26 protein-coding genes are annotated in these 26,350 nt (G+C 46.7%); 8 read left to right on the top strand and 18 right to left on the bottom strand.

Annotation, left to right across the window (positions count from 1 at the left end):
- Positions 1 to 2: 2 nt before the first annotated feature.
- The 9 genes from CRN95_RS11220 to CRN95_RS11180 all read right to left on the bottom strand — a co-directional run bounded on the left by CRN95_RS11220 (position 3) and on the right by CRN95_RS11180 (position 11,626).
- Positions 3 to 395, bottom strand: a complete 393-nt coding sequence (locus CRN95_RS11220; protein ID WP_014546408.1) for a biopolymer transporter ExbD — start codon at positions 393 to 395, stop codon at positions 3 to 5.
- Complete coding sequence (locus CRN95_RS11215) at positions 388 to 954, bottom strand: MotA/TolQ/ExbB proton channel family protein (protein ID WP_014546407.1); 567 nt, start codon at positions 952 to 954, stop codon at positions 388 to 390. Before CRN95_RS11215 ends, CRN95_RS11220 begins: the two co-directional genes overlap by 8 nt.
- Positions 954 to 1,661, bottom strand: a complete 708-nt coding sequence (locus CRN95_RS11210; protein ID WP_088630502.1) for an energy transducer TonB — start codon at positions 1,659 to 1,661, stop codon at positions 954 to 956. The genes CRN95_RS11215 and CRN95_RS11210 overlap by 1 nt, the downstream gene beginning before the upstream one ends.
- A gap of 225 nt (positions 1,662 to 1,886) precedes the next feature.
- Entirely contained in the window at positions 1,887 to 3,233 is a 1,347-nt protein-coding gene (locus tag CRN95_RS11205; RefSeq protein WP_097020937.1) for a hypothetical protein, read from the bottom strand.
- Positions 3,234 to 3,292: 59 nt separating this feature from the next.
- Entirely contained in the window at positions 3,293 to 5,530 is a 2,238-nt protein-coding gene (locus CRN95_RS11200) for a TonB-dependent siderophore receptor (protein WP_159462310.1), read from the bottom strand.
- Between the two features lie 266 nt (positions 5,531 to 5,796).
- Complete coding sequence (gene feoB / locus CRN95_RS11195; protein WP_097020935.1) at positions 5,797 to 7,827, bottom strand: ferrous iron transport protein B; 2,031 nt, start codon at positions 7,825 to 7,827, stop codon at positions 5,797 to 5,799.
- Positions 7,824 to 8,045: a FeoA family protein gene (locus tag CRN95_RS11190; protein ID WP_097020934.1), complete on the bottom strand. Its 222-nt coding sequence runs from the start codon at positions 8,043 to 8,045 to the stop codon at positions 7,824 to 7,826. The genes feoB and CRN95_RS11190 overlap by 4 nt, the downstream gene beginning before the upstream one ends.
- A gap of 15 nt (positions 8,046 to 8,060) precedes the next feature.
- Positions 8,061 to 10,298, bottom strand: a complete 2,238-nt coding sequence (locus tag CRN95_RS11185) for a TonB-dependent receptor (RefSeq protein WP_235003001.1) — start codon at positions 10,296 to 10,298, stop codon at positions 8,061 to 8,063.
- Positions 10,299 to 10,423: 125 nt separating this feature from the next.
- The gene (locus CRN95_RS11180; protein WP_088630461.1) at positions 10,424 to 11,626 is read right to left on the bottom strand and encodes a hypothetical protein; all 1,203 of its coding nucleotides are present in this window, start codon (positions 11,624 to 11,626) and stop codon (positions 10,424 to 10,426) included.
- 178 nt (positions 11,627 to 11,804) lie between these two features.
- Here CRN95_RS11180 and CRN95_RS11175 point away from each other — a divergent pair, with 178 nt between their 5' ends.
- The 3 genes from CRN95_RS11175 (at position 11,805) to CRN95_RS11165 (ending at position 15,753) form a co-directional block, all read left to right on the top strand.
- Positions 11,805 to 13,568, top strand: a complete 1,764-nt coding sequence (locus CRN95_RS11175; protein ID WP_088630462.1) for an ABC transporter ATP-binding protein — start codon at positions 11,805 to 11,807, stop codon at positions 13,566 to 13,568.
- A complete protein-coding gene (locus tag CRN95_RS11170; RefSeq protein WP_088630463.1) occupies positions 13,561 to 15,288 on the top strand; it encodes an ABC transporter ATP-binding protein in 1,728 nt (575 codons plus the stop codon). Before CRN95_RS11175 ends, CRN95_RS11170 begins: the two co-directional genes overlap by 8 nt.
- Before the next feature lie 162 nt (positions 15,289 to 15,450).
- Positions 15,451 to 15,753: a type II toxin-antitoxin system RelB/DinJ family antitoxin gene (locus CRN95_RS11165; protein ID WP_088630464.1), complete on the top strand. Its 303-nt coding sequence runs from the start codon at positions 15,451 to 15,453 to the stop codon at positions 15,751 to 15,753.
- 22 nt (positions 15,754 to 15,775) lie between these two features.
- Here CRN95_RS11165 and CRN95_RS11160 read toward each other — a convergent pair whose 3' ends face one another.
- Both CRN95_RS11160 and CRN95_RS11155 read right to left on the bottom strand, forming a co-directional pair.
- A complete protein-coding gene (locus CRN95_RS11160; RefSeq protein ID WP_235002999.1) occupies positions 15,776 to 16,087 on the bottom strand; it encodes a class I SAM-dependent methyltransferase in 312 nt (103 codons plus the stop codon).
- A gap of 141 nt (positions 16,088 to 16,228) precedes the next feature.
- Positions 16,229 to 17,410 carry an alpha/beta hydrolase gene (locus tag CRN95_RS11155; protein ID WP_235002998.1) on the bottom strand — a complete coding sequence of 394 codons (1,182 nt, stop codon included), beginning with the start codon at positions 17,408 to 17,410 and terminating at the stop codon, positions 16,229 to 16,231.
- A 105-nt stretch (positions 17,411 to 17,515) separates the two neighbouring features.
- On the opposite strand from CRN95_RS11155, the gene CRN95_RS11150 reads away from it, so the two are divergent.
- Positions 17,516 to 18,304: a ZIP family metal transporter gene (locus CRN95_RS11150; RefSeq protein ID WP_200816205.1), complete on the top strand. Its 789-nt coding sequence runs from the start codon at positions 17,516 to 17,518 to the stop codon at positions 18,302 to 18,304.
- A gap of 2 nt (positions 18,305 to 18,306) precedes the next feature.
- Here CRN95_RS11150 and CRN95_RS11145 read toward each other — a convergent pair whose 3' ends face one another.
- From CRN95_RS11145 to CRN95_RS11125, 5 genes are all read right to left on the bottom strand, one after another.
- Positions 18,307 to 19,710: an ATP-binding protein gene (locus CRN95_RS11145; RefSeq protein ID WP_097020932.1), complete on the bottom strand. Its 1,404-nt coding sequence runs from the start codon at positions 19,708 to 19,710 to the stop codon at positions 18,307 to 18,309.
- 118 nt (positions 19,711 to 19,828) lie between these two features.
- Positions 19,829 to 20,317, bottom strand: a complete 489-nt coding sequence (locus CRN95_RS11140; protein WP_097020931.1) for a GNAT family N-acetyltransferase — start codon at positions 20,315 to 20,317, stop codon at positions 19,829 to 19,831.
- 22 nt (positions 20,318 to 20,339) lie between these two features.
- The gene (locus CRN95_RS11135) at positions 20,340 to 21,221 is read right to left on the bottom strand and encodes a LysR family transcriptional regulator (protein ID WP_097020930.1); all 882 of its coding nucleotides are present in this window, start codon (positions 21,219 to 21,221) and stop codon (positions 20,340 to 20,342) included.
- A 72-nt stretch (positions 21,222 to 21,293) separates the two neighbouring features.
- Positions 21,294 to 21,602 (bottom strand): type II toxin-antitoxin system RelE/ParE family toxin, encoded by a 309-nt coding sequence (locus tag CRN95_RS11130; protein ID WP_097020929.1) that lies wholly within the window; start codon positions 21,600 to 21,602, stop codon positions 21,294 to 21,296.
- The gene (locus CRN95_RS11125; protein WP_097020928.1) at positions 21,603 to 21,848 is read right to left on the bottom strand and encodes a type II toxin-antitoxin system prevent-host-death family antitoxin; all 246 of its coding nucleotides are present in this window, start codon (positions 21,846 to 21,848) and stop codon (positions 21,603 to 21,605) included.
- A gap of 197 nt (positions 21,849 to 22,045) precedes the next feature.
- Here CRN95_RS11125 and CRN95_RS11120 point away from each other — a divergent pair, with 197 nt between their 5' ends.
- Both CRN95_RS11120 and CRN95_RS11115 read left to right on the top strand, forming a co-directional pair.
- The gene (locus CRN95_RS11120; protein ID WP_097020927.1) at positions 22,046 to 22,585 is read left to right on the top strand and encodes a flavodoxin family protein; all 540 of its coding nucleotides are present in this window, start codon (positions 22,046 to 22,048) and stop codon (positions 22,583 to 22,585) included.
- A gap of 17 nt (positions 22,586 to 22,602) precedes the next feature.
- On the top strand, positions 22,603 to 23,805 hold the full coding sequence (locus CRN95_RS11115) for an alpha/beta hydrolase (RefSeq protein ID WP_097020926.1): 1,203 nt from the start codon (positions 22,603 to 22,605) through the stop codon (positions 23,803 to 23,805).
- A 71-nt stretch (positions 23,806 to 23,876) separates the two neighbouring features.
- Here the strand turns inward: CRN95_RS11115 and CRN95_RS11110 are convergent, their stop codons facing one another.
- Both CRN95_RS11110 and CRN95_RS14945 read right to left on the bottom strand, forming a co-directional pair.
- Positions 23,877 to 24,938, bottom strand: a complete 1,062-nt coding sequence (locus CRN95_RS11110) for an IS3 family transposase (protein ID WP_200816204.1) — start codon at positions 24,936 to 24,938, stop codon at positions 23,877 to 23,879.
- A gap of 6 nt (positions 24,939 to 24,944) precedes the next feature.
- Entirely contained in the window at positions 24,945 to 25,268 is a 324-nt protein-coding gene (locus CRN95_RS14945; RefSeq protein WP_200816203.1) for a hypothetical protein, read from the bottom strand.
- Positions 25,269 to 25,575: 307 nt separating this feature from the next.
- On the opposite strand from CRN95_RS14945, the gene CRN95_RS11105 reads away from it, so the two are divergent.
- On the top strand, positions 25,576 to 25,929 hold the full coding sequence (locus tag CRN95_RS11105) for a cyclophilin-like fold protein (RefSeq protein ID WP_097020925.1): 354 nt from the start codon (positions 25,576 to 25,578) through the stop codon (positions 25,927 to 25,929).
- Positions 25,930 to 26,022: 93 nt separating this feature from the next.
- The gene (locus CRN95_RS11100; protein WP_073055806.1) at positions 26,023 to 26,349 is read left to right on the top strand and encodes a helix-turn-helix transcriptional regulator; all 327 of its coding nucleotides are present in this window, start codon (positions 26,023 to 26,025) and stop codon (positions 26,347 to 26,349) included.
- The last annotated feature ends 1 nt before the right edge of the window (position 26,350 follow it).

The following is a 26,350-nucleotide window of genomic DNA, read 5'->3' as shown; positions in this document are numbered from 1 at the left end:
TCTCACTCCTTTTTTAATTCATTGACGAATTGTATGTTGTAAATCTTTTCCATCTGGAGAACATCCAAGACTTCTGCGACTTTTTCGTAAGGAGTCTTTTTGTCGATTTTCAAGGCCACCGGCGCTTTTTTGTTTTGCACGGCGGCACTCTTGTTCTTCAAAATTTCAACTGTCGCCAATTCACCGTTGATGGCGATTTCGGTTTCTGAAAGTTCTATAAAGAATCCTTCAGAAACTTCCTGCTTGACTTCGCTCGAAGTTTCGGGCAATAAAAGCTTGAGGACAGATTTGTCCTGCTTAAAGACAGACGTCACCAAGAAAAAGACGAGCAGCAAAAATACGCAGTCAATTAAGGGCGTCATGTCCAGCGATATGCGACGACGTCTTTTAGCCATTGCGGGACTCCGTTCTCTTTGCGTCACGTTCCTGCAAAGTCTTGCCCAAGTGCAAAAGCACCTGGTTTTCGACTTCGTCCTGTTCCTGCTCCATGCGGGCATTCAGGTAGTTGAACGCAATCACGTGCGGGATAGCGACCACAAGCCCAAGGACCGTTGTCACGAGGGCAAACTTAATGCCCGTCGCAAAAGCGGATGGATCATCAAGGCCAGAGGCCGCTATCACCGTAAATGCGTTGAAAATGCCCACCACCGTACCGAGGAGGCCAAGCATTGGAGAAATCGATGCGATATTTTCGACTGTCGTAAGGCCCTTCGTGAGCGGAGAGAAGGCAAGGCCGATTTCAGTGCGGATACTTTCTGTAATGATGTGATGGTCGGTATTGCAGGTCACCACGCGATGGATAACTTTATCTGTCAAACGCGGCTGCACGGTTTTATTAAAGACAATTAGCGAAATCACCTTCCAGATAATGATGGCGTAACCGATAAAGTTCAGTGCAACCAGGATGTAGCCGATGTAACCGCCCTGTTTGACAAAGTCGAGAATGAAGTTCATTACGATCTCCCTGCATTAAGTTTGTACTGGATTGGAATTTCGATTCTCCAGCGTTCTTTTTCTAAAAGTTTTGGAATAGGTTGAAATTTGCCCATGTTGGCAACGGCTTCCAAGGCACTATTGTCCAGCGACGAATAACGGCTTGATTCCGAAACTTCGATTTGTTCAATCTTGCCATCGGCGAGGATGGTAAACCGCACACGTACCGTGCCTTCCTGCTTTAGGCGCTTAGCCGTCGCAGGGTAATCCTTGATCTGTTCCAATTGCTTTTTGAGCGAGCGCAAGTACGTGCGGGTCACCATTTTCACAGAATCAGCCGAAGGTTTGGGCGGTTCCTTGACCACAGGGGGCGCAGGAGGCGCTTCGACAACAGGTTCCGCAACTGCGACTGGTGCCGTTTCTGTTACCGGTTCCGGAATCGGTTCCGGTTCAGGAGGCTGTTCTTCAACCGGTTTTTCGACCACCTTCGGGATAATTTTAGCACGAACGACCTTTTTCACGACCGGAGGCGTTTCTGGAGGCGGAGGGGGCGCGATATAGACCTTTTCCGCATGCATTACGGGAGCATCTGGACGCTGAGTCGAGATTTCTTGTTTCTTGAAATACGGGTTTAAAAGTGTGGCGATATGGATAAGGATTGCAACTGCAAGCCCTATATAAAAGGCCTTGTTGAAAGACAAAGCTGAATAGATTCGTTTCTGAGTCATTTGAACCACACAATTGGACGGACAAAAATAAATCAGAACACCCCCTATATTCTACTCTAAACGGTTTAAAAAAGCTCCAATTAGACTAGAGTAACATTTTTAAAATTTTGAACAAAGCGAGATAAAAAAATATGACGCACCGCATGAATCAACAATTGGCACGCCATACTTTTTCTTCTATGGGAGTCTGGATCAGAAGAGTAGGAGTCTTAAATCCTAAATTAATTATTCCTTAATCGGAACGATGTAGTAAGCAGTTCCCGTCTTAACGCTCATTTCCTTTTTGACCTTGCCAGAAGCAATGTCGTAGCGGTAGATGGCACCACCCTTGCTGTCAGCATGGCCAAGCAAAACGCTCTTGCCATCGGCATCCAAGTGGATAGACGGTGCAAACCACGGAATCGTCGGGCTCAAGTCAAGCTTCTTGATGGTTTTCTTGTAAACATCAACCACCACAAAGTACCATTCATAGTTATTGAAGTTCGTCGGATCTTCAAAATTACCAAAGAAACCCATGAACTTACCGTCACCCATATAGGTTCCGCCAACCATCAAATGATTGTCGTTCGTCTTCTTGCCATCGTATTCAGCTTCATTCATGCGGAAAATCCAATCCTCGTCAAATTCGGATTCGCCCTTCTTAATGCGCACCCAACCTTCCTTATAGCCTTCAACAAAGCCGTAAGAAGCATTGGAGTAGAAGTAGACATCGCCCTTTTCATCAACAAAAGAAGCCGTGCCATTCATATCGTCCATGCCACCGACAGCAGAGACCTTGTCGCTATAGACAACCTTCTCGACCTTGTCGGTCTTGGTGTTAATAATAGCGACGGATGCACGCGGGCCAGCAATCATGTTTGTAAAATCAACAAACTGGTTCAAGCAAACATACATCTTGTCTCCGCTAATCACAGCAGAACCCGGAACCGTACTCAAAGCACCGCTTTCTTCATCGATGTAGCTAGAAAGATCAATATTTGCAGTTTCCTTGAGAGTCGTCGGATCCAAAGCGGTAATCACGTCACCCAAAGCCTGTTCAACATACATCTTATTCTTGTCGACAAACTTCATTGCAATAGACTGCGTTCCCGTGAACTTAGCCGTAGCAGAAGCTTTGTCAGCCATCTTGCCGTCCTTAACTTCATAGCGGGAAAGCGTACTATTCATGGCATTGTCAGCAGCGAGCACATAGACAGAGCCATTGAAATACATGACAGAACCAGAATTCGTTGCTTCAACAAAGTTCTTGACAACCTTGGACTGGTCATCAGAAAGCGAAGCAATACCCACATACTGAGAAGTTTCCATCATGAAAGAAAGAACGTACTTCTGATCTTCAGATTTCTTTCCTTCCTTAGAAGAGCTGCTAGACTTAGCCGAAGAGGAGCTCTTTGCAGACGAAGAAGAACTCTTGTTTTCTTTCTTGACAGAAGAAGAGCTCTTTGCCGTCTTTTCTGAAGACGAAGAGCTTTTCGGTTCATCAGCTGGAGCATTGGAACCAGAATCATCGCCGCAACCAGCAAGCATCAGACCGAGTGCAGCTGTAAGAATAAGGGACTTGTAGGATTTCATTTTTATTCCTTTTTGTTATTTGTTAAATCTTTCGTCTTGTCATGCCTGCGGGCATTCCATTAAAGCGAGAACTTCACCTTCGTCGCAAAAGCGCGACCCGGCTTAGATTCTCCATACTTGTCATAGACAAGTTCATCCGTAAAGTTCTTGACTTCAAAACTCCAAGAGAGCTTATTTGCCATAATGCAGTATTCAACACCTAAATCTTGCGAGAACGAACTCGGGATTGTACGATCTTGTTTTGCCGAAACTTTCCAGCCGTAATAATATTCATCCGTATAATTTGCAAACCAATAAAGCTTGAAAAAGTCATCGCGGAAGAACAAATCACCAATATGGAATTCTGCTCCAAAATTCATATAGAACGTCGGCGTATTCGGAACAGTAAGACCTTTCGCAATACCAAACGACATATCCGCTTCGCGGCTTTCTGCATCCTGCTTCGTCAAGTTAAACGAGAGCGCAACATATTCGTTCACATCAATCGCAGCGTCAATTTCAAATCCTGAAGTTATCGTACCGACGCTATTATAATACGGGCGCGGAATAGAGGCATAATTATTCCAATAAATCCGATCTTCCATCAGCAAGTAGAACCAGTTGAATTCCAAGTGCATTTTAAGCAAAAGGGGAATCTTATCCAAATCAAGTTCTGCACCGGCAGTAAAATTATCCGATTTTTCAGGTTTCAAATTCGGAGCACACTGCACATACATTCCATCGCCAAAAATTTCTTCACGAGTCGGGAAACGCAAGCTATGCTGGTATCCACCTTTAATCGCAAACGGTTCAAAAATCTTGATACGTAAGTTTTCGCTATAGCCAACATCCTTATTTGTGGCATCGTCATCCGTTAAACGTTTCAGTTTTCCGTCAACATTATCGGCAGTAATGGAGTAATAATACACCTTAAATCCCGCCACATTCTGGATTCGCTTATTCCAGAAATTATTTTCAGAAGAAAGACCAACCACCAACGAATTGCTATTTCCAGGGAATCCCGCATTATTCAGGAGTTGTCCCTTAGCCGCCAACTTGTCTTTCGGTTCCTGTGATTCATAGCGATAAAGTCCGCTAAGCAAAAGAGAATGATTATCATCGAAATCGTAACCGATATTCCAAGGCATCGTCAACGTATAATTTTTGCGTTCAACGAAAGTGGCGCTCCCCATGGACATTTCACCGGAAGAACGTTTCATCTCCTTATAATTATTCTTATCCCATCCAAAGTAATACACATGGCTTGTGTCAACGACACGATCCTTGCTGTAATTAAAACCGACAGACAATCCAGCAGAAAGCCCCTTCACAAAAAGATCTTTCTTCTCAAGCCCTAAAGAAACGCCATAGCCCCAAGCCTCGGCAAACGCATCTTCAACACGATGCGCCGTTGACTGAATTTCTTTATTCATTCCACCAAAGCTTGCGCCCAACGAAATACGCTCAAACCAAAAACGGTTCAAGTTCACAAACGGAGCAATGCTATAGCTGTAATAACGATCGTGTTCACGCGTCACCGTCGTATCCATATACGGCGTGGTAAATTCATAATCGTTATCGGAATAGTTGTAATAAGCCGAAATGCCCGTTTCTACAGAGCGCTGATTTGCAGAATCGACCGCCCAAACATATTTCGCATCTAACGAAGCCTTGTGCGTATTGAAACTTCCAATGGAATACGACCCAGCAATGGAACTTTCGGGCAAGTTATGCGTCACGATATTGATGACGCCGCCCACGCCATCCGTCGCAAAACGTTCTGGCACATAGCTCTTGTAAACTTCAATGCGGTCAATTTTATCTATCGGGATATCATTTACAGACAGGCTTCCATTACCATTATCGACAGGCACGCCATCGACAAGGACTTTTACGTTTTTGCCTTCCATGCCGCGAATATTGATTTTACTTTCGCAGCCAAGACCACCTGATTGACGAACCTTCACGCCACTTGAGCGATTTGTTGCATCGGCAATTGTTGCACTGGAGCCTTGCAATTCCTTTGTATCCAAAACTTTGACGGATTCTGCTTTCGTTTTTGTATCGACAGGAGTAGCTTCAGCTTCGCTTTCGTCTTCGACAGACAAACCATCAAGAATCGTAACATCAGAGGACTTTGAGGAATTCTTGGAAGGCGTTTCTGCAGCACCTTCAGTTTTCGCTGCAGTTGGAGCAGACGTTTCGCTCACTGCCGCGGGTTCATCGAAAAATGCATCGTCGTAGCTTGTAACTTCATCGCTCTGCGCAATCGCACAAGCAGAACATAACGCAACAGAGAACGCAATTTTCTTTTTCATTTTTGAATGCCCCAATTCCAACATAGACGAGTAAAAATAAATTAAGCACCTATAAAGGTTCTACTCTAAATAGTTTTAAAACAATCCAATTAGACAAGGGTAACTTTTTTCGTGCGTCATCCTGAATGCGTAGCATGAAGGATCCAGTTAAGTTCTGCACTGGATTCTTCGCGTTGCTCAGAATGACGAGACGCGAAAACAAGTATGGCGCACCGTTCGGCACGCCATACCCGCTTCTATTGTAGTCTGGGTTTTGTGAAGAAGTCCTAAAGCACCCACAGCGCAATGTGGTAAACGATAAACGCCAAGCCGAGCGAAATTGCAAAGTAGTAACCCGCAATCGCAAGCATCCACTTAAGGGAATGCGTTTCACGATACGTTGTACCCATTGCTAGTACACAAGGGATATTGAACATGGATGCAAAAATAAATGCAAGAGCTTCCGGGATTGTCACCACGGCACGCATCATTTCGCCAAGATTTGCACCCGCCTCATTACGGGCAACAAGCGAGAACGCATCCGTTGTACTCGAGAAGACAACGCTCATCACGCCAAGCGACGCTTCCTTACTAAAGATTCCGCCGATATACGAAATAAACAGTTGCCAGCGCATACCGAAAATCTGCGTAAATGGTTCAATCGCATTGCCAATGGTGTAAAGTACGCTATGTTCCACATTTCCATCTTTCGAATACGAAATAAGCCAGAACAAGAGGGACACAAACCAAATAACTGCAATCGCCTTCTTGAAAACCGCCCAGACATTGCGAGCAACCGTCTTGAGCAAAATTTTCCAATGTGGCTTGTGGTACGGCGGGAGTTCCATAATCATGCCCACGCGTTCATTCACCGGCATCAGCTTATTTCCGAAAAGTTTAGACGAGAGCCAGAACGATGCAAAAATCATCGCTACATAAACCAAGCCAAACAACGGAGCCGCCGAGCCAAAGAAAACAGAAGCAAGGAAAAGCACTACGGCAACTTTTGAGCCGCACGGGATCGACCACAAAAGCACCATCGCAAACAAGCGCTGTCCACGTGTATCCAACACGCGCGTACCGCAAACGGCGCCGCCCGTGCAAGCAAGCCCAGAGAACAGCGGCATAAATGCCTTGCCATGCAAGCCAAGCCTTGAAAGCCACGAGTCAAACACATACGAAGATCTCGCCAAGTAGCCTGTATCTTCCATCAGGCCAAATGTCACGAGAATCGCAAAGACAAAGCTCATCATAGCGACAGTCACAGATAGACCGCCAATGATAACGCCATTGATGAACGACGCTACAGAAGGCCACCAGCCAAACTTTTCGCACATTTGAACCACAAGCGGTTCTGCAACATGCTGGAGTCCAAAGCAGCTTGCAATAATCGGGACTGCAATCATCATGCTCACGGCAAGCGTAAGCACGAGAATAAAGAACGCGACAATTTTACCCCAGATGCGGTGCGTCGCAATTTTATCAAAGCGAGAAAGCTTCATCGACTTTTCTTCGCCTTCAGACGCATCACGGAGAACTTCAGAGACAAAGCGGTACTTCGCTTCACCCGTCAAAAGTCCGCCATCAGAACCTTCAGCATCCAGAATTTCCTTGATTTGCTTCCAATGTTCCGGTGTCACCGCCGTTTCGACTTCCGAACGCACGAGCGAATCATTTTCCAAAAGCTTTGATGCAACCCAGAATCTTTCGCGATTGTCAAATTTTAGAGATGCAATCAAATCTTCAAGCTTTTTCAGATTTGTAACACGCGACTTTTTGCCATCGCGTTCAACAATATCACGAATTTTATCCGACGAAATCGTCGCCTTCTTTTCAAGCGCACGATTCAGCGTTTCAAAGAATTTCGGATAGTCGTCCAAATTTGCTGCCGTAAAGCCAAGCACCGGAATGTTCAAAAGTTTTTCGATTTTCTGGACGTCAATCTTTTTGCCCTTCTGCTCGGCAACATCCATCATGTTAAGCACAAGCATCACCGGGCTTTTAACGCCTGCAAAATCTGCAAGCATGTAAAGGCTGCGTTCCAGCTGCGAAGCGTCAACGATAATGCAGACAATGTCGGCATAACCGTGTTCAATGTAAGTGCGCGTTACAACTTCTTCGGCAGAGTTTGCCGTAAGCCCATAGCTACCCGGCAAATCAACAACGCGATAAAGTTCTTCGCCCTGCGTGAAAAAGCCTTCCGCCCTTTCCACCGTTTTCCCAGGCCAGTTACCGACATGCTGATGCGAGCCCGTCAATGCATTAAAAAGAGTGGACTTGCCGGAATTCGGCTGTCCCAGCAAAGCAATCGTTCTCATGCCATCTCCACGTCAATCTGCATGCATTCTTTGCGGTTAATCGCAATCATCGTATCGTGCGAATACACGAGAACCGGAGTACGCCCATCATTTTGCAGCACCAAGAACGGACTGCTCGGCGGAAGTCCCATCGAAACCACGCGAGAAATAAAGCGGGAATCCCCGTTAATCTTTTGAATCAAGCCCTTTTGATTTTCCTGTAATTCAGACAAACACATTCTTACAAACTCCTTCTATTTAAAACTGTAGCGAATCTTTGTTGCAAAACTTCTACCCGGTTTACTTTCACCAAACTTATCGAACGATTCGCTATCCGTGATATTATCGACTTCAAAGCTCCAGCCCAGTTTATTATCCCAAATGGAATATTCAACGCCCACGTCTTGCGTGAACGAAGCTTTAATTTTACGGCTCTGGCGGGAGCTAATCTTCCAGCCGTAGAAATATTCATCCGTATAATTTGCAGACCACCAGACTTTCAAGAAGTCTTCTTTGCCAAACAAATCACCAATATGGAATTCCGCGAGATAGTTCATAAAGAATCGCGGAATATTCGGTACAATCGCCTTCTTGGGGACGCCCTGTTTTGCCGTATATTTCATGTTACGCAAGTCCTGGAAAGTCCAGTTCGTTCCGAGCAAAACCCATTCATTGACATCCAGCTTTACGTCGCCTTCGTAGCCCCAGGCACGAATCGGATTCATGTTAAAGTAAGGCGTAGACATCTGTGCAGAACTCATGTAATGGATTCTATCTTTGTAGTACGAATAAAATACATCACCGTCAAAGCGGAGTCTTGTTACAAACGGCAGTTCCTGCAAGTCTACAGAAATTCCAAAGTTGAAATTATCAGCCTGTTCAGGTTTCAACTTTGTCGCCGCACTCACGCGAATGCCATCGCCAAAGAGTTCTTCAGGAGTCGGCAAACGTACAGCATGCTGATACGAAGCCTTCACAGAAAGTTGCTTTGCGACCTTGAACATCAAGCTTTCATCGTAACTGAAATCATGGTAATCATTCGATTCTACAGCAGGTTCAATCAGAAGGCTTGTCGGCATATTCGAAATTTCAGCCTTCATGTAATGGAACTTGAAACCGAGAAGATTCTGGAGTCGCGAATCAAAGAAATTATTTTCAAGAGAAAGCCCCGTCGTTATCGAGAAAACTTCTCCCGGAAGCCCCGCTGTGTTAAACTGAGCCTTTTCAGAGCCGTAATCGTCTTCAGGATTTTCCCTGTGGTACTTGACGAGCGTATTCCAATAAATCTTTTGATCCTTAATAAACTGATAATCAAAATTCAGTAAGTTATTGAAATCGTACACCTGCACCGTGCGTAATCTCGGGAGTCCCATAGACACGAGTTCGCCTACATTCTTTTGCGCTGTATCGCAGCTAAACCAGTTGCGGCAATGGACTCGGCTCGTATCGGTAATTTTATTTTCAGCATAACCGAACGAAAAATAATCGCTAAAATTCAAATTTTTCGCAAAGAAATTTTTCTTATCCAGTCCAAGAGAAGCACCGAAATTATAGCCTTCGGAGGTTGATTCCTTAATGCGATTTTCAACGCCCTGAATCTGCTTGTCAAAAGCACCAAAACTTGCACCCAACGAAATTTGGTCAAACCAGGCGTTCATCAAATTTGCAAAAGCCTGCACATTGTAAGAGGTGTAATGATCGTGATCGCGAACAACGCTCGTATCTTCGCCCGTAGAACTTTTCATATACGGCGAAGTGAATTCGTAATCATTATCGGAATGGTTAAAGTAACCGGACACACCAATTTCAAGGCTTGCAGTTCCCGCAATGCTATCAATCAAACGGCTCGCGGCAACTGAAGCTTTATGCGTGTTGAAACTCGAAAAACTATAAGAAGCGTCCACAGAATTTGTCGGACGTTTTTTAGTCACAATGTTAATGGCACCGCCCGCGCCATCCGTTGCAAAACGCGCCGGAATATAGCCCTTATAAACTTCGATATCTGCAATTTGGTCGATAGGAATATCGTCAAGTCCCAAATTTCCCTGCGTTTCGACAGGAACGCCGTTGACAAGCACCTTAATGTTCTTGCCTTCCATGCCGCGAATATTGATTTTGCCTTCGCTACCCATTCCGCCAGACTTACGCACTTTCACGCCAGACGCAGAATTAATCGCCTTAGAAACGCTCTTGCTCGTATTTTGCAATTCAGCGGCATCAATCGTTGAAACCGTTTCAACCTGTTTTGCAATAGCAGTCTGCTCCGCTTCAGATTCCGTCTCGACCGAGAGTAAATCCAACTTCGTCACATCTTCGGAACTTGCGGAACCGCTCGCAGCATTTACTTCAGAAGTGCCACCATTGGAAGCATCAGTCGCATTACTTTCCGCGACCGGTTCATCAAAATCTTCGAACGAAGTAACTTCGTCATCCTGCGCATAAGCAGAAACAACGGCAAATGCCGCAAAAGCGGCAAAAACAATATTTTTCATTTTACGCAAATTCATATTCTACACGAATCGTCATTCTGAGCCTATAAAGGCGAAGAATCCAGGGCATTACTCTCAACTTTAAAATGCACTGGATCCTTCGTTTCACTCAGGATGACGTAGAGGGTTTACTTCAGCGGCACAATCCACATCGGGATCTGTTCAGCCTTCGCAATTTTCTTAGCCTTATCCGTCTTCGGATCATAGCGGAAGTATGCATTGCCATTTTCTTCAGTAGAGACCGCAAAAATTACGTTGCCATCATCTTCCACATACTTGCCGTAGCTTGCCCAGCTCGAAGAATAACCAATCGGCAAAGCCTTGATCTTCTTCTTGGCAAGGTCAACCTGCACCGGCTTGCAAGTGTTATTGTGATAGCTATCCATGTCCGTCCAAGTCTGCTGCAAATCAACCATCACGTTCAAGAAAGCATAGACATAGCCATCTTCCGACGGGTACGTTGCCGGAGAGAGGTACTTGAAGTTACCCTTTTCCGTAAGGTTCTTAATGCCAACTTCTTCGCTGACCTTCCAAACGTACTTTTCGTCGAACTTGGTTTCACCCACCTTAATGCGGAGGAAGCCATCAACCTGGCCAGGAGCGTAGCCCCAAGAAGCGTTACTGTAGCAGTAAATGTAACCGTCAAGCACAATAAATGCCTGGTTCTGGGAGTCATCCAAAGAACCCACAGCAGCAATGCGGTCGTCCTTGGCAACGTCAATTACTTTATCCTTCTTGATATCGATAATAGCGACCTGAGCTTCGTTACCCGTAGCATAGTCGCTCACGTTCTGCAAGAGACCCACATAAAGGCGATCGTCAACAATCACGCCAGTTCCCGGGCTCACCACGAGAGCGTCCTTATCCTTGTACTTGGAAAGATCAATTGCACCAGTCTTCTTCATGGTTTTCGGGTTGATGATGATCAAGGAATCGAGCATACCGCCCAAATAAGCCTTTTCATCGTTGACAAAATAAATGTGGTTTACCCAAGTTCCCGGGAGAGAGAGCTTTGCGGTCACCTTGCCAAGTTTGTTGTTTTCAGCCAAGCTGTAACGGGAAATAGAGCCAACATCCAAATCAGCGATGAACAGGGAATTATCGTAATAGACAACACCTGCACGCGTACCGACTTCAACAAAGTCCTTGCCCAAATCATCCGTGTGATCGAGGGACATTGTGCCGATAAACATCGTTTCGCCGGTCGAAATGGAAGTCGCAAATTCGCGCTTGTAATCATCCGAATCAGAGCTTGCGTTGTTCGAAGAATCGCTACCGCAGGCGGCAAAAAGGCTTGCAGCAAAAGTAAGTGCAATAAGTTTTTTATTCATACAGTTCTCCTAGGGTTATACACCTTTTAAGTTTCGCCCGCATTTTAGAAATCCCAAAAGACCGCCTCAACTCCAAATGGACTCAAACCAATCCAAAAAGTTAGATATGACTAATATAACCTTTAAAACAAGACCTCAATAAATTAAAATTGGTGCGAAAAACAAACAGAAGGTAACTATGAGTGTTTTCAAAAGACTAACACCTTATATGCAATCGCGAAAAATTTTATATCCGTTTGCACTTTTATTTTCATCATTGAGTTCCATCGCTGGGATCGCTCCCTTTATATATGTATGGCTCATCGTCCGTGAATTATTCGCCGACACAGGTAATATTTCATACGACATGGTCAAGCATTACGCATTGATGGCGGTCATTTTCTCGGCAGCAAGCGTCGCACTTTACTTTTCCGCCCTCATCTGCTCGCACTTAGTTGCCTTCCGCATCGAAGGCAACATTCGCAGAATCACCATGAAAAAATTACTCAAGCTCCCGCTTGGCTTTTTCGACAAGAATCCCACCGGACGCATCCGCAAAATCATCGACGACAACGCAGCCATCACTCATACATTCATGGCGCACGAGCTTCCGGATTTGGCAGGAACCATCGTCGTTCCCATCGCCTCGCTCGTATTGTTGTTCATTTTCGATTGGCGTCTTGGCATCGCATCACTCGTCCCAATTGCCTACGCCATCATCACGCTCGGCTCCAAGATGAACAAGAGCAAGGACTTTATGCAAAAGTACATGAAGTCTCTCGAAGATATGAACACCGAAGCCGTCGAATATGTGCGCGGCATTCCCGTCGTTAAAGTTTTCCAACAAACTATTTTCTCGTTCAAGAATTTCTATAAAACGATTGATGATTACCATCAAATGGTCACTGCATATTCCAGCAGCTGGAAGTTCATCATGTGCTCTTACACGACGCTCATCAACGGCGTCGCCCTCATCCTTGTTCCCACGGCATTCCTGATTGCAACAAGTTCAGGCAACATCGCCGCAACGATTGTAGACTTGATGCTCTATGTTCTCGTGACCCCCGTTTTCTCGCAGTGCGTCATGCGCAGCATGTACTTGAGCCAAGCAGTCAACCAGGCAAAACTCGCCATTGGTAGCATTGAATCGTTGACAGATTACCCGGAACTTGCTACACCGACAAACCCGCAAGAAGTCAAGCATTTCGATGTTGAATTCAAGAATGTCAAGTTCACCTACCCCGGCACAGAAAATGAAGTCCTTCATGACATTTCATTCAAAATAAAGGAAGGCGAAACAGTCGCACTCGTTGGTACATCTGGCGGCGGCAAGAGCACCATTGCAAAACTCGTCCCGAGATTCTTCGATGCCAACGATGGTGAAATTTTAGTCGGCGGCGCGCCCATCAAGGAAATACCCCAAGAAGTCCTCATGAAAAACACATCATTCGTTTTCCAGAATACTCGACTCTTCAAGAAGAGTATTTTGGAAAACGTCCGTTACGGAACTCCTGAGGCATCCATTGAAAGCGTCAACAAGGCGCTTGATCTCGCCCAATGCCGCGAAATCATTGACCGTCTGCCCGAAGGCATCAACACCATCATCGGCAGCAAGGGTACATACCTCTCCGGCGGCGAACAGCAGAGAATCGTCCTTGCCCGCGCCATTCTCAAGAATGCACCGATCGTCGTTCTTGATGAAGCGACCGCATTTGCAGACCCCGAAAACGAAAGCCTTATCCAGCAAGCACTGCAAACGCTTTCGAAGGGCAAAACAGTCTTGATGATTGCACACAGACTCACAAGCATCGTGAATGCCGACCAGATTCTCGTCGTACAAGGCGGCCGCATCGTGGAACGCGGCACGCACAAGGAACTCGTTGAAAAAGGCGGCATATTCGCCAAGATGTGGCAAGATTATCAGCAGTCCGTCAGCTGGACTATCGGAGGCAAGAATGTATAACTGGATTAAAAATCGCTTTGTCCTCTCTGATGAAGGTACAAAAACATTTATCAAAGGTGTATTTTGGACAACGTGGCATTATCTTTCGTTAATGCTCCCGCTTTCGTTCGTATTCCTGTTCCTCAAGGAATTCATGGCGAAAATGCAAAATCCGTCGGCAGAACCGCATAATTTCTGGGTTTACATAGCAATTGCGGTCGTCATTTACCTCGTCATGTACTTCATCTACGCGCTTTCTTACGACAGCACGTACGAATCCGTCTATTCGGAATGTAAAAAACGTCGCATCACGCTCGCCGAAAAGTTGCGCAAACTCCCGCTATCATTCTTCGGCAAAAAGGACCTTTCCGACTTGACTTCGACTATCATGAACGACGTGAACGCCCTTGAAATGATTTTCTCGCACGCCGTTCCTGAAATTTTCGCAGTCGCCGCGATGCTCGTTATCTGCGCAGTCGCACTCATCATTTACAACCCGTTGATGGCGGCAGCACTTTTGTGGGTTGCACCGTTTGCAGGATTGCTCATTTACCTGTCCCGCAAATTACAGTTCAAAAACTTCAAGCACACCTACAATGCGGCCCGCGTCATCACCGAAGACATTCAGGAAAGCCTTGAAAATATTCAAGAAATCAAGTCCTACTGCGAAGAAGAAAGCGTCTGCAAAGCATTGGACGATCACTCCAAATTCTATGAACATTCCCAGATTAAAGGCGAATTCATGTCAGGAGTCATCCTGAACGGTGCACAAATTTTCCTGAAACTCGGCCTTGCTTCCGTTCTCATTTTCGGTTCTATCCTCCTTGCACAAGACAAATTAAGCATATTTGATTACCTCGTGTACATCGTCTGCGCATCGACGATTTACAGCCCCATCTATCTCGTTCTAAACAACATAACGGAACTTTTCTTCTTGGATGTCCGCCTCAAGCGATTCAAGGAAATGGACGATATGGAAGTCCAGCGCGGTTCCACAAAGTTCGAACCCGCCGATTATGACATCGAATTCAAGAACGTCGATTTCTACTACAACGAAGAAAAGCAAGTTTTGAAGAAGGCTTCGTTCACCGCCAAGCAAGGCGAGATCACCGCACTCGTGGGCCCGTCTGGCAGCGGAAAGACAACCGCTGCAAAGCTCGCCGCCCGTTTCTGGGACATTCAAGGTGGCACCATCACGCTCGGCGGCCAGGACATCTCGAGAATCGATCCCGAAACGCTCCTCAAGAACTTCTCCATCGTCTTCCAAGATGTCGTGCTGTTCAACACCTCCATCCGCGACAACATTCGCATCGGTAAGCGCGACGCCACCGACGAAGAAATTCTGCGAGCCGCAAAACTTGCAAACTGCGACGACTTTGTCCAAAAGCTCCCGCAAGGCTATGACACCGTCATCGGCGAAAACGGCGATACACTCTCCGGCGGCGAACGCCAGCGAATCTCCATCGCCCGCGCCATTCTCAAGGACGCCCCCATCGTGCTCCTTGACGAAGCCACCGCAAGCCTCGACGTCGAAAACGAATCCAAGATTCAGCAGAGCATTTCGGAACTTGTGCAGAACAAGACCGTCATCATCATCGCCCACCGCATGCGCACCATCGCCAATGCCGACAAGGTGGTGGTCCTGCAAAACGGTCAAGTTATCGAAACCGGCTCCCCCGCAGAACTCAAAGCGAAAGGTGGCCTCTTCGGCAAAATGCTCAAGCTCCAAGAAGTAAATTAGAACTCATTCAATAACCACCTACTAAATTGCCCCGGAGAAGTCCGGGGCAATTTTCTTAACATATTCTTGTCATTCCCGCCTCCGAGCGGGAATCTCCATTTTTGTTCAGCGCCCCACTCAAATGTATTGCTTTTGTACGGACAAATATGTATATTAAATAACATGAACAAAACCGCAAATTTATACGCCCGCATAGAGCCCGATGTCAAAGAACAAGCTGAAAACATCCTAGAAACTCTCGGTATATCCGTTTCCAGCGCTATCAACATGTTCTATAAGCAGATTATTCTGCAACAGGGAATTCCCTTCGATGTGAAGCTGCCTAAAGCTCCCGAAAATGCCGCTAAATGGTCAAAAGAGCGCCTCGACACGGAACTCGAAAAAGGATACAATGACATGCTGAAAGGTCGCACCCGCCCTGCAGCGATGGTCCTTTCCGATGTCAAGAAGAATCACAAGATATGAATTTATAGAAGCGAAATAATCTTTATTTCCTGCATTCCACATACGCTAAATCAATCCGCACTTTAATAACGCAATTTTCCGTTATCGTCCAGCCATTTCCTTTCAAAAAAGACTTGTATTCGTCTTCCGTCCATTCGTGCGCAAAGCGGACACCGACAAGACTCAAAAGCTTTTGCCACAAGTTTCTTTTGCCGTCAGCAGGGAATATAAAGTTCGGTGCAATGAGTATACCGTCATCTTTCAAGACGCGGCGGATTTCCGCAAGCGCCTTCGAGGGCTCCGGGATAATGTGGAGAGCATTCGCAATCACGACCACATCAAAAGCGTTGTCCATAAACCGCAACGAAGTTGCATCGCAAATTCATAAACCGGCGCAAAGATATCCCAAATGTTCTTACTCATATTTTTCTCCTAAAAAACGCACTCCCCTCATGACAAGGAAAGTGCGCTAACCGATTAAAACAAAATCTAATAATTAAAAGTTCTGCGCAACGACAATTTGCTTCCGCAAAATGGCACCATCCAAGAATTCAAACATCGTGCGGTATGCTTTATCGCGGACATCCTTGCGCGAAAGGAACAAGTCGTGCATGCCGTCCTCAATCGTTACGGTCGTGACATCGTTACCCAATTTCGGAGCCCACTTTTCGAGGAGATTCACATCGAGCATGCAGTCGCAGCGCATGTAGTCTTCATCCCACTTGACCGTATTCACCGTGCAGCCGCTACGCATCATGAGAATCGGAGCCTTAATCTTCATTCCCGCATGGATCCACTTGATGCCGCGAGTTGTCGCACGGAGGTATCCAAAATACTGTTGTGGCCATTCATCGCTTTTCAATTCACGATTGAATTCCCACTCGCCCTTTTCACTTTTCAAAAGAGATATGTTGTACTTAGGGGCTTCCTGTTTCGGAGCGGGTGCATCGGGCAACAACAGCGCAATATCCGAGAACACAGGGAAAGCCACATTGCGGACAAACCAGCTATTTTTATAATCTAGGAACGGGCTATTCAAAACGAGAGCCGCAAAATCTTCGCTATTGCGTTCATTCAGGTAATTCGGCGTAATCAGCCCACCCTGCGAATGGCCGAGAATGACAAATGGCAATTTTGCATTTGAGCCTTTCGCAGCAATACTCTTGCTAAGCGCAATAGCTGCATCCAATTCAGCATAGTATTCTTTGACGCTACGCATATCCGAGCGCGGCTCGCCTTCACTATACGAACGACCATTGTAATGCAAGTCTATCGCAAAGAACGCAAAACCCGCGGAATCCGATTTTTCCGCAAGCTCTTCCTGGAAGAAGTAATCATTGTAGCCATGCACGTACAAGATAATTCCACGCGAATTCGGTTCATGCGTCAACGCACGCGGAGAACTTCCGTAAGGATATTCAATCAGCGTTGCATGGAAAACCTTATCATACGGTTTTACGTCAATCGGGTAGACCTGATAAGGTTCGCCAAGTTCCGGGTCCACAGCCTTCTGCGGCAAAGCGTTATCAATGATAGTCTGCAACGTAGCTGCCGAGAGTTGCTTACTGTAAGCTTCGTCCCGCTTCTTTTCCTTGCAGGCAGCAAGGCGCGCATTTGCAGAAGTTGTAAAAAGCAATACGGCAGAGGCCGCGACAACAAAAGACTTTAACTTATTCATGCATCTACGATACAAAAATGCAATCGTTCACGCTACTCCAATTAGACCTTCAAAACTCCAGCGCGTTTTTTGAAATTGTCAAGTTTTAATACTATCTTTTTTCGTATGACTCAACCCATTTTACCCATTATTCAAGGTCTCACCATCCCGTTTTTAGGGACGGTTCTCGGCGCAGCCTGCGTATTCTTTATCCGCGGGCAAATGAAGCAAAATTTAAAGCGCGGACTTTTAGCATTTGCGGCTGGCGTCATGGTAGCGGCATCCATCTGGAGTCTGCTCCTCCCGGCCATCAGCGCCAGCGAGCATTTGGGTAAATTATCATTTGCACCCGCCGCAGTTGGGTTTTGGGCTGGTATTTTATTCTTATATATTTTGGATAAAATCACACCGCATTTGCATTTGGGCAGCAAAACGCCCGAAGGTCCGAGAGCAAAACTCAAACGCACTACGATGCTCACGCTCGCCGTAACACTTCACAACTTGCCCGAAGGCATGGCCGTTGGCATCGTTTTCGCAGGGTGGCTTTCCGGAAACGTCGCCATCACACTCTCGGCCGCATTCGCTCTTTCCATCGGCATCGCGATACAAAACTTCCCTGAAGGAGCAGTCGTTTCTCTCCCGCTAAAAGCCGAAGGCGCTTCGCGCAAAAAAGCATTCGCACTCGGAGCGCTCTCCGGAGCCGTCGAACCCATCGGTGCCTTGATTACCTTAATCGCCGCCGAAATCCTTTCGCCGTTTATGCCCTACCTGCTCTCGTTCGCGGCAGGCGCAATGATTTACGTTGTCGTTGAAGAAATGCTCCCCGAAGTGAGCGAAGGCGACCACTTTGACGCAGGCACTATCCTCTTCGCCGTCGGCTTCACACTCATGATGGCACTAGACAGCGCACTTTAAAATCAAGCAAACAATTCTTTTATCGAAATAACCTTGTAATTGCCCAGATTTTTTATTTTCTTCTTGACTCCAGCAGTAACACCCTTTCTGGAAAAAATCCAAAAATACAAATTGTCGCGTTTAATACACGGTGCGCACGCCTGCAAGTCAGAAAGTTCAGTCTCATCAAACGCCTTTTCAGTGTATTTACATTCGCAAAGAATGGCATTATTCTCATCTTGGGCAACAATGTCTATTTCCTCTTGACGTTTCGCAAGAGGGTTATTACCCCACCAGCGTCCAACTTGTTCAGCAAAGAACGGAAGCTCGCCATTATAGGATTTTTCCATAATAAACTGCGAGCACACTCTTTCAAATCGATGCCCAATATATCCATTTAAGCTTTCAGTTGTAAACTCTCTATCGTAATAAATTTCAGGTGAAATAAGCCCATTCAACATATTCAAATGTTTATAAATAAACCTGAAATAAAAAGCAAAGTAGTTATCGTCAATGGAATAAAGCGTATTGCGAGCCTTGCCTTTTTCGCCAACAGGGATTTCTGTTTTGATAAATCCCAAATTTTGAAGGACGTTCAGGTATTTTGCAATCTTCGCCCCATCTTCTCCAACCTTCATCTTTATATCATTAAGCGCCGAAGCACCAGAATTGATAGCAAGCAGAATATTCTTATAAAAAAGCGTTTCTTTGAGTTCCATGCGAAGCAACGTATCAATTTCATTGTATAAGTAGCCCGTTGTAGAAAGGCAATTTTTGATGACGTTCTCGCGAATAGAAACGGAATCGTCAAAAAGAGAAAGGTATAGAGGAATACCGCCAAGAATTGAATAAACCGTTAGGACTTCTTCGTCACTATATTTGGGGAAAAATTCTTTAGATTCTTTATATGAAAATGGTTGCAATTTCAAATCGGCAGTCTTGCGACCATATAAAGGTTTGGTCGAATCATCAAACAAGTTCTCAATAACAGAAACTTCAGAACCGCACAAAATTAAAAAAATGTTCTTTTTTTTCAGAATTCGGTCAATCGCATTCTGCAGTCCCGAATCGTATGCAGGATTTGAATTGTACAAATAAGTAAATTCGTCAATAATGATATTCACACGTTTAGAAAAAGCGGCTCCATCGATGAACGAGTAGACCTCTTGCCAAGTCTCAAGTGAATTCAAAAAATCGCCAGCATTTAAGACCCGCTTCAATTCCGTACAAAAATTACGAACATTATTAGCTTCGCTCCCTTTGTCAGCAGTAAAGAACACAGTATCCTTTTCATGAAGCGAGGCAAAGTGAGCCAAAAGAAAACTCTTGCCCACGCGCCTACGACCATGCATGATTAGCATTTCAAATTTCTTAGACTGATAAAGATCTTCAAGAAGCTTTAATTCTCTTTTACGTCCGACAAACATCTTATTTACTCCAAAGTTATTAACTCTAAAGTTATTTACTCAAGAGTTAATATAAAAATTTTATTTTAGAAAGTCAATAGACCTATCCAAAAGCGCTCTTTTTTTGCAAAAAAAATCACTACAGTTCAATATAGTGCGGGATGATGTCCTCGTAGTTCCCGTCCTTGAGCAAGAAGCCTTTGGGAATCACGCCGAGCTGCGTAAATCCGAGCTTCTTGTAGAGTTTGAGCGCAGACGTATTTGTCGCGACAACCGCATTAAACTGCAAAATTCTGAAGCCGATTTCCTTGGCCTTCGCGAGGCAATCCTTTACGAGAAATTCACCGATGTGCTGGCCGCGCTTGTTTTTCTTGACGGCGTAGCTTGCATTCGAAATATGCCCGCAGCGCCCGACATTGTTCGGGTGGAGAATGTACAGCCCGACCACTTCGCCGGAGTCCGCATCGATAGCGATGCCCGTAAACGACTGAGACTTGAAAAACTCGTCTCCCGTCTGCGAATTCAGCAAATCCATTTGCGGAAACGCGACACCGTCTTCGACGATATCGTTCCAGATTTCAACCGCATCGCTGATATACTTTGTACTATATTCTTCAATTTTAAGCATGAGAATAGTCCTCTAATCTTTTCTATTCCCCCAGCACGTGCCGGAGCGTGTCGAGGAAAAGTTCGCCCGCCCGCGTGAACTGCTGGCCCCGCCGCCAAATGATGTACATGTTGGTGGTGAGCTCGGGCATGAGCGGCCTGAAACACAAGCGCGAACTGCGGCTCGTATCCACCAGGCCGTCGAAAGTGAGCAGGTAGCCCGAGCCCTCTTTGGCAAGCACCGAACCGTTGTACGAAAGATCCAGCCCCACAATCACGTTCAGCTTCGAAATATCGTCGCCGAACCATTTCGGCAAATCCGCCACCATCGCCTGGCGCGATGCCATCAGCGGCTTGTCGAGCAAGTCCTTCGGCTCGATGAAATCCCGCTTGGCCAAAGGGTCGTCGCGACGCATCACCACGCCCCAGCGGTCCACCGAACGCACCGCAAGGCAGTTGTACTTTTCCAAATCGACGTTGTCTACAACCACCGCGAAATCGAAAATGCCCTTGTCCAACTTTTCCAGGGCGCGCTCGCTGTCGCCTGAATATAAGTTGTACTTAATCTTCGGATAGTCGTCCCGGAGAATCGCGATGCACTTCGAAAGAAAATTCACGTTCCGCGATTCCGCGCAGGCAATGGCGATTTCACCCACCACCTCGTCTTCCTTCAGCGACTTGAAATCCTGTACCGTCCTGTCCGCCATCGAAAGGATATCCTCCGCACGCTCCCGCAAGAGTTCCCCCGCAGGCGTCAGCCGAATCGCGTAGTTCGTGCGCTCGAAAAGCTTCTCGCCCAGTTCCTCCTCCAGCTCCTTGAGCTGGCGACTCACCGTCGGCTGCGTCACGCAAAGATTATCCGCCGCGCGCGAGACATTCCCCAACCGCGCCGCCTCCAGAAAATACCGTAAAACTCGAAGTTCCATACCCGAAAGCTAATAAAATTCAAGCCCCGCGGGTATGAAATCGCAAAAACAATGCCCAAAAGGAATAACTGATTACAATCCCAAAATCCTCAGATAGTCCATCCGGCTATTCAAAATTCGAATGACAAAAACTTTATCACGTTCGTTCCGGTAAAAGACCAAATACCCGCTGACAGAAAGGCAACGATACTTCGTCAAGCTATTTACCTTACCTCTTGACGAAGGGCCGATCTCGGGGAAGACGGCTAAGTTGTCAATGGCATCAAGAATTTCAATGAGTTTTTCGTTCGCCGCCTTGGGACTTCCCAGCTCGGTTTCGATATAAGCTTTGATGCCGTCTAAATCTTCGACGGCTTTTGGCGAAAATACGATGGAGGGCATCTAGACCTCGTATTTTTTCCGCACATCAGCGGCGGAAAGCCATCGTCCCTGTTCGGCGGAGCGTTCGCCTTCGACAAGAGCCTTCTGTAACTTCAGTTCGGCGACCATGCGTTCGTATTCCTTGATGTCTATTACAACGTAACAACCGCGACCGTTCTTGGTCAAAAAGACTGGAGAATCTTCGGTCACGTTCTGAAGAACTTCGTTATAATTGCGCAAATCAGAAACTGGCAAAATACAGGGCATGGGGAACCTCCTTTCCTAAAATACAAAATTTTAAGAATAATTGCAAGTAAAATTCAACGAAGTATGCGTCGTATTGCGAATTTTCCGCCCTAAATCTATGCCTAATAAGCATATCTAGTTATGATAGCAAAGTATTTGCAATATCTGAAAAATGAAGGTATATTTGAGCATGTAAAGACTTCAACCGAGAGGAACCTATGAAAAAAGTATTGGTCTTGTCCAGCAGCTTGCGCAAGGGGAGCAACTCCGAAACCTTGGCGCAGGAGTTCGCGAAGGGTGCCGCCGAGGCGGGCAACAAGGTGGAATTCGAGTCGCTGCGCGGCAAGAAGATCGGTTTCTGCATGGGCTGCCTCGCTTGCCAGAAGAAGGGCAAGTGCGTCATCAAGGACGACGCTCCCGCCATCACCGAGAAGATGGAATCGGCTGATGTCATCGTATTCGCGACGCCGATTTACTATTACGAAATGAGCGGCCAGCTCAAGACGATGCTCGACCGCGCGAATTCCCTGTACTCTAGCGATTACAAGTTCCGCGAGATTTACCTGCTCACGTCTGCTGCCGACACCGACGCGAAGGCCATGAACATCGCGAAGCGCGGCATTGGCGGGTGGATCGCCTGCTTTGATGGCGTGAAGCTCAAGGGCGCTCTCTGCGCCACAGGTGCCGAAAGCGCGGGCGATGTCAAGAAGAATTCCGCGCTCCTGAAAAAAGCGTTCGCCATGGGAAAAAAGGTTTAACAATAAGGAGATAAATCATGAAATCCAGATTCTTAAAAGCGGCGTTCGCCGTGGTTTCCGCATGCACCCTGATGGCATGCTCCCCCGAAAAAGCCCCTTCGACAAGCTCAGGGACCTTGTCGACAACAAAGCAGGCAACAGAAACAGCCTCCGCAGCACAACAGACAAAGGACGAAAATATGAACAAGCTCACGCTCACCGCCGAATGGGACAAGGTATTCCCCAAGAGCGACAAGGTCGAACATTCCAAGGTCACTTTCAAGAACCACTTTGGCATTGAACTCGCCGCCGACATGTTCGTGCCCAAGGACACAAGCCTCAAGGTGAACGGCAAGTTTCCCGCGATCGCGGTCTCTGGCCCGTTCGGAGCCGTCAAGGAACAGTCCAGCGGCCTTTACGCCCAGCAGATGGCGGAACGCGGATTCCTGACCATCGCTTTCGACCCGAGCTTTACCGGCGAATCGGGCGGCGAGCCGCGCTACATGAACAGTCCGGACATCAACACCGAAGACTTCATGGCGTCCGTGGACTTTCTCTCAACCCGCGACAATGTTGACCCGGAACGCATCGGCATCATCGGCATTTGCGGCTGGGGCGGCATGGCGATTAACGCTGCCGGCATCGATACCCGCGTAAAGGCGACGGTCGCCTCGACCATGTACGACATGAGCCGCGTAACCGCGAACGGCTACTTCGATTCTGCAAACAACGCCGACGCCCGTAACGAAGCCCGCAAGGCTCTGATGGCCCAGCGCACCAAGGACTTTAAGAACGGCACGTACGACCTGGCCGGTGGTGTTATTGACCCGCTCCCGGACGACGCACCTTACTTTGTCAAGGATTACTACGCCTACTACAAGACCCCGCGCGGCTACCACAAGCGTTCCCTCAACAGCAACAAGGGCTGGGCCGCCTCCGCAGGCACCTCGCTCATGAACACGAAGCTCCTCGCATACGCCGACGAAATCCGCAACCCGGTGCTCATCATCCACGGCGAAAAGGCGCACAGCCGCTACTTCGGCGAAGGCGCATTCGAAAAGATGACCGGTAAGAAGGCGAACGTCCCCGCAAAACTCGACGCCACCAAGAACTGGAGCAAGACCGTCGGCAACAAGGAACTCCTCGTTATCCCCGGAGCCTCCCACGTGGACCTCTACGACAACCTGGAAAAAATCCCCTTCGAAAAGCTGAACGAATTCTTCAAGACGAACTTGAAGTAAGCAAAAGCCATCTAACCGCGACGATTATTTGATTAAGTTTGGAGGTCACAACTGGAGATGCGGACAATAATTTAGATAGGTTGTTTGTCCAAATATAGTTTCCGGTAATCCATTGGACTCATTCCATTGAGTCTGACCTTTATCCGTTTCGTGCAAAACCATTCCAAATATTTTTCAAGCTCAACTTTGAACTCTTCCTTGTCAACTTTTCCCCAGTTCCTGCTGTAGAAAAACTCGTTCTTGAGTATACCGAAAAAGCCTTCACACGCGGCGTTGTCGGGCGTGTAGCCCTTTCTTGACATGGATCGTGTCAAGCCATACTTTTTCATTCTCTCGATCCATCCGGGCCACCTGTAATGACTTCCTCTGTCCGTATGGATTATCGGGGTTTCACCCTCATGGAGTGTCGCAACGGCCTTATCCAGCATCTCGTCGACAAGGGTCGCATCAGGTGACTCTCCGATTGTCCAACATACTGGCGCTCCGTCGAAGCAGTCGATAATCGGTGATAGGTACACTTTGCCGTCGTGTAGAGGAAATTCCGTTATGTCCGTCAGCCATTTTTGATTGGGTGCATCGGCGTGAAAATTGCGATTGAGAATATTGGGAACGGCGGGTGTGATCTCGCCTTTATACGAACTATATTTCAGTTTCTTGGGTTTGTAGACGATGAGGTTGCCAAGTTTCATTGCGCGTCTGACAACCTTCTCGGAAACTTTCTTTCCGGTCTTTGAAAGTTCACTGTGGATTCTTCTGTAGCCGTAAGTTTTGTTGGACTCGTCGAATATTGGGACAAGTTCTTTTAGCAACTGAAGGTCCTTATTGTTCCGGTCATTCAGGTGTTTTACGTTGTAGTAATAGACGCTTCGGGACATTCCCAATGCAAGTAGGATATCCCTTAATTTGTAGCGGTTGCGTAAGGCGTTGACAAGCTGTGTTTTTTCCCTGTTGCGAAGGGCAGACAAGTCAACGCCTGGGTCTTTTTTTATTATGTTCAGCGTCTCCTTCAATATGTCAACTTCTAGCTGGAGACTTCGGATTTTCTCGTTCAGCGCCTTCGCGTCTTCGGAAGAAAGATCCTTTTCCTTCTCCAGTTTCCGCTTCGTTGGTCTTGGTTTGTTCTGCAGTCCCATAAGTCCTTATTTTTTATAGTCCTGATACCAATAATAGATACTTGCGTACGTATATCCAATATCTTTGGCGACAGAAATCATAGGTTCGCCCATTTCGTAGCATCTGCGGATGGCCTCTAGCTTAACATTGAAAGGAGCGTGTGGCGGATGTTCTGGAGTGTTTATAATCCTATGGTGTTTTCTTTCCTGATGCGGTTGGCCTTCCTTTTTTATCCACTTGTACAACTGTTTTGTCGATGGATATCCGAGTTTTCGAACGACCTTTGTTGCCGACTTTAAATCATGAAATGTTTCTAAAGCCTTGGCGATTTGATCTTCGGTAAAATGCATGATGCGTCCTCTAGTTGTGTCCAACTATTCGTCCGCATCCCCACTTGTGACCTCCATTCCACTATGCGCAAAAGGCATAGTGAGTCATAGCAAATAAGTATTTTGAATTGCGTGTGCAATTATTTATATTGTGAGTATGCGAAACTTTATCCTTATAGCGTTATTCTTTCTGGTAGCCTGCAGCGATGCGGCGAGTCATTCGACGCAACCCGAAACCCAGACGCCAAGATCGTCCGCCAGTAAAACGCCCGGCGCAGTGCCAGCAAGTTCATCGGCCGGTTCTTCATTAAAAGTGGGGGAGGCTCCCGTGAAACTCAAAATCCATGTGAACGACACCACCTTCACGGCAACGCTCGAAGAAAATTCCTCGGCCAAGGCCTTCGCCGAATTTCTCGCGCAGGGCGACCTCACGCTCGACATGCACGACTACGGCAGTTTCGAGAAGGTGGCCGACCTGCCGCGCAGTTTTCCGCGCAACGACAAGCAAATCGACACCGACGCAGGCGACATCATCCTTTACCAGGGCAATTCCATCACCATCTACTACGACAAGAATTCCTGGAATTTCACGCGCCTTGCCCGTATCGACAACGTAAACAAGAAACGCCTCCAGCAAATCCTCGGCAAAGGGAACGTGAAGGCTACTTTCTCGGTGGAATAAACGTTTTTCCTGTCACCTCAAGAAAAATACAATTATTCCCTTGCTTTTCAAAAATAATGTTTGTACATTTACGAACAACAAACAGGAACCGAAATGGCCAAAAAAAGCAAATACTGTGAAGAAACTGAGACCTTGGCGAGGTATGCCAAGGCTTTGGCGCATCCCGCACGTATAAGTATCATGCAGTTCTTGGCCAAGCGCAATACCTGCTATTTTGGTGATATCCACGAAGAACTGCCCATTGCGAAGGCCACGGTTAGCCAGCATTTAAAGGAGCTAAAAGAGGCCGGTTTGATCCAGGGTGAAATCGAAACGCCCAAGGTCAAGTACTGTATAAACAAAAAAAACTGGAAAAAGGCCCAGGCATTGTTCAGTGATTTTTTCAATAAAGATTTTTGCAATAGGGAATGCGACTGCTAAA

The sequence above is a fragment of the Fibrobacter sp. UWB16 genome, assembly GCF_900215325.1.
In the GTDB taxonomy this organism is placed as follows: Bacteria; Fibrobacterota; Fibrobacteria; order Fibrobacterales; family Fibrobacteraceae; genus Fibrobacter.
Note: the sequence above shows the minus strand (reverse complement) of the source record. Positions and strands in the feature narration are given on the sequence as shown.

Coding starts and splice junctions, on each gene's coding strand:
- CRN95_RS11100 (WP_073055806.1), top strand. CDS start 26,023: ATGGCCAAAAAAAGCAAATACTGTGAAGAAACTGAGACCTTGGCGAGG.
- CRN95_RS11210 (WP_088630502.1), bottom strand. CDS start 1,661: ATGACTCAGAAACGAATCTATTCAGCTTTGTCTTTCAACAAGGCCTTT.
- CRN95_RS11200 (WP_159462310.1), bottom strand. CDS start 5,530: ATGAAAAAGAAAATTGCGTTCTCTGTTGCGTTATGTTCTGCTTGTGCG.
- CRN95_RS11135 (WP_097020930.1), bottom strand. CDS start 21,221: ATGGAACTTCGAGTTTTACGGTATTTTCTGGAGGCGGCGCGGTTGGGG.
- CRN95_RS11190 (WP_097020934.1), bottom strand. CDS start 8,045: ATGTGTTTGTCTGAATTACAGGAAAATCAAAAGGGCTTGATTCAAAAG.
- CRN95_RS11215 (WP_014546407.1), bottom strand. CDS start 954: ATGAACTTCATTCTCGACTTTGTCAAACAGGGCGGTTACATCGGCTAC.
- CRN95_RS11205 (WP_097020937.1), bottom strand. CDS start 3,233: ATGAAATCCTACAAGTCCCTTATTCTTACAGCTGCACTCGGTCTGATG.
- CRN95_RS11170 (WP_088630463.1), top strand. CDS start 13,561: ATGTATAACTGGATTAAAAATCGCTTTGTCCTCTCTGATGAAGGTACA.
- CRN95_RS11130 (WP_097020929.1), bottom strand. CDS start 21,602: ATGCCCTCCATCGTATTTTCGCCAAAAGCCGTCGAAGATTTAGACGGC.
- feoB (WP_097020935.1), bottom strand. CDS start 7,827: ATGAGAACGATTGCTTTGCTGGGACAGCCGAATTCCGGCAAGTCCACT.
- CRN95_RS11110 (WP_200816204.1), bottom strand. CDS start 24,938: ATGGGACTGCAGAACAAACCAAGACCAACGAAGCGGAAACTGGAGAAG.
- CRN95_RS11145 (WP_097020932.1), bottom strand. CDS start 19,710: ATGTTTGTCGGACGTAAAAGAGAATTAAAGCTTCTTGAAGATCTTTAT.
- CRN95_RS11185 (WP_235003001.1), bottom strand. CDS start 10,298: ATGAAAAATATTGTTTTTGCCGCTTTTGCGGCATTTGCCGTTGTTTCT.
- CRN95_RS11150 (WP_200816205.1), top strand. CDS start 17,516: ATGACTCAACCCATTTTACCCATTATTCAAGGTCTCACCATCCCGTTT.
- CRN95_RS11115 (WP_097020926.1), top strand. CDS start 22,603: ATGAAATCCAGATTCTTAAAAGCGGCGTTCGCCGTGGTTTCCGCATGC.
- CRN95_RS11180 (WP_088630461.1), bottom strand. CDS start 11,626: ATGAATAAAAAACTTATTGCACTTACTTTTGCTGCAAGCCTTTTTGCC.
- CRN95_RS11140 (WP_097020931.1), bottom strand. CDS start 20,317: ATGCTTAAAATTGAAGAATATAGTACAAAGTATATCAGCGATGCGGTT.
- CRN95_RS11160 (WP_235002999.1), bottom strand. CDS start 16,087: ATGGACAACGCTTTTGATGTGGTCGTGATTGCGAATGCTCTCCACATT.
- CRN95_RS11155 (WP_235002998.1), bottom strand. CDS start 17,410: ATGAATAAGTTAAAGTCTTTTGTTGTCGCGGCCTCTGCCGTATTGCTT.
- CRN95_RS14945 (WP_200816203.1), bottom strand. CDS start 25,268: ATGCATTTTACCGAAGATCAAATCGCCAAGGCTTTAGAAACATTTCAT.
- CRN95_RS11165 (WP_088630464.1), top strand. CDS start 15,451: ATGAACAAAACCGCAAATTTATACGCCCGCATAGAGCCCGATGTCAAA.
- CRN95_RS11175 (WP_088630462.1), top strand. CDS start 11,805: ATGAGTGTTTTCAAAAGACTAACACCTTATATGCAATCGCGAAAAATT.
- CRN95_RS11125 (WP_097020928.1), bottom strand. CDS start 21,848: ATGCCCTGTATTTTGCCAGTTTCTGATTTGCGCAATTATAACGAAGTT.
- CRN95_RS11220 (WP_014546408.1), bottom strand. CDS start 395: ATGGCTAAAAGACGTCGTCGCATATCGCTGGACATGACGCCCTTAATT.
- CRN95_RS11120 (WP_097020927.1), top strand. CDS start 22,046: ATGAAAAAAGTATTGGTCTTGTCCAGCAGCTTGCGCAAGGGGAGCAAC.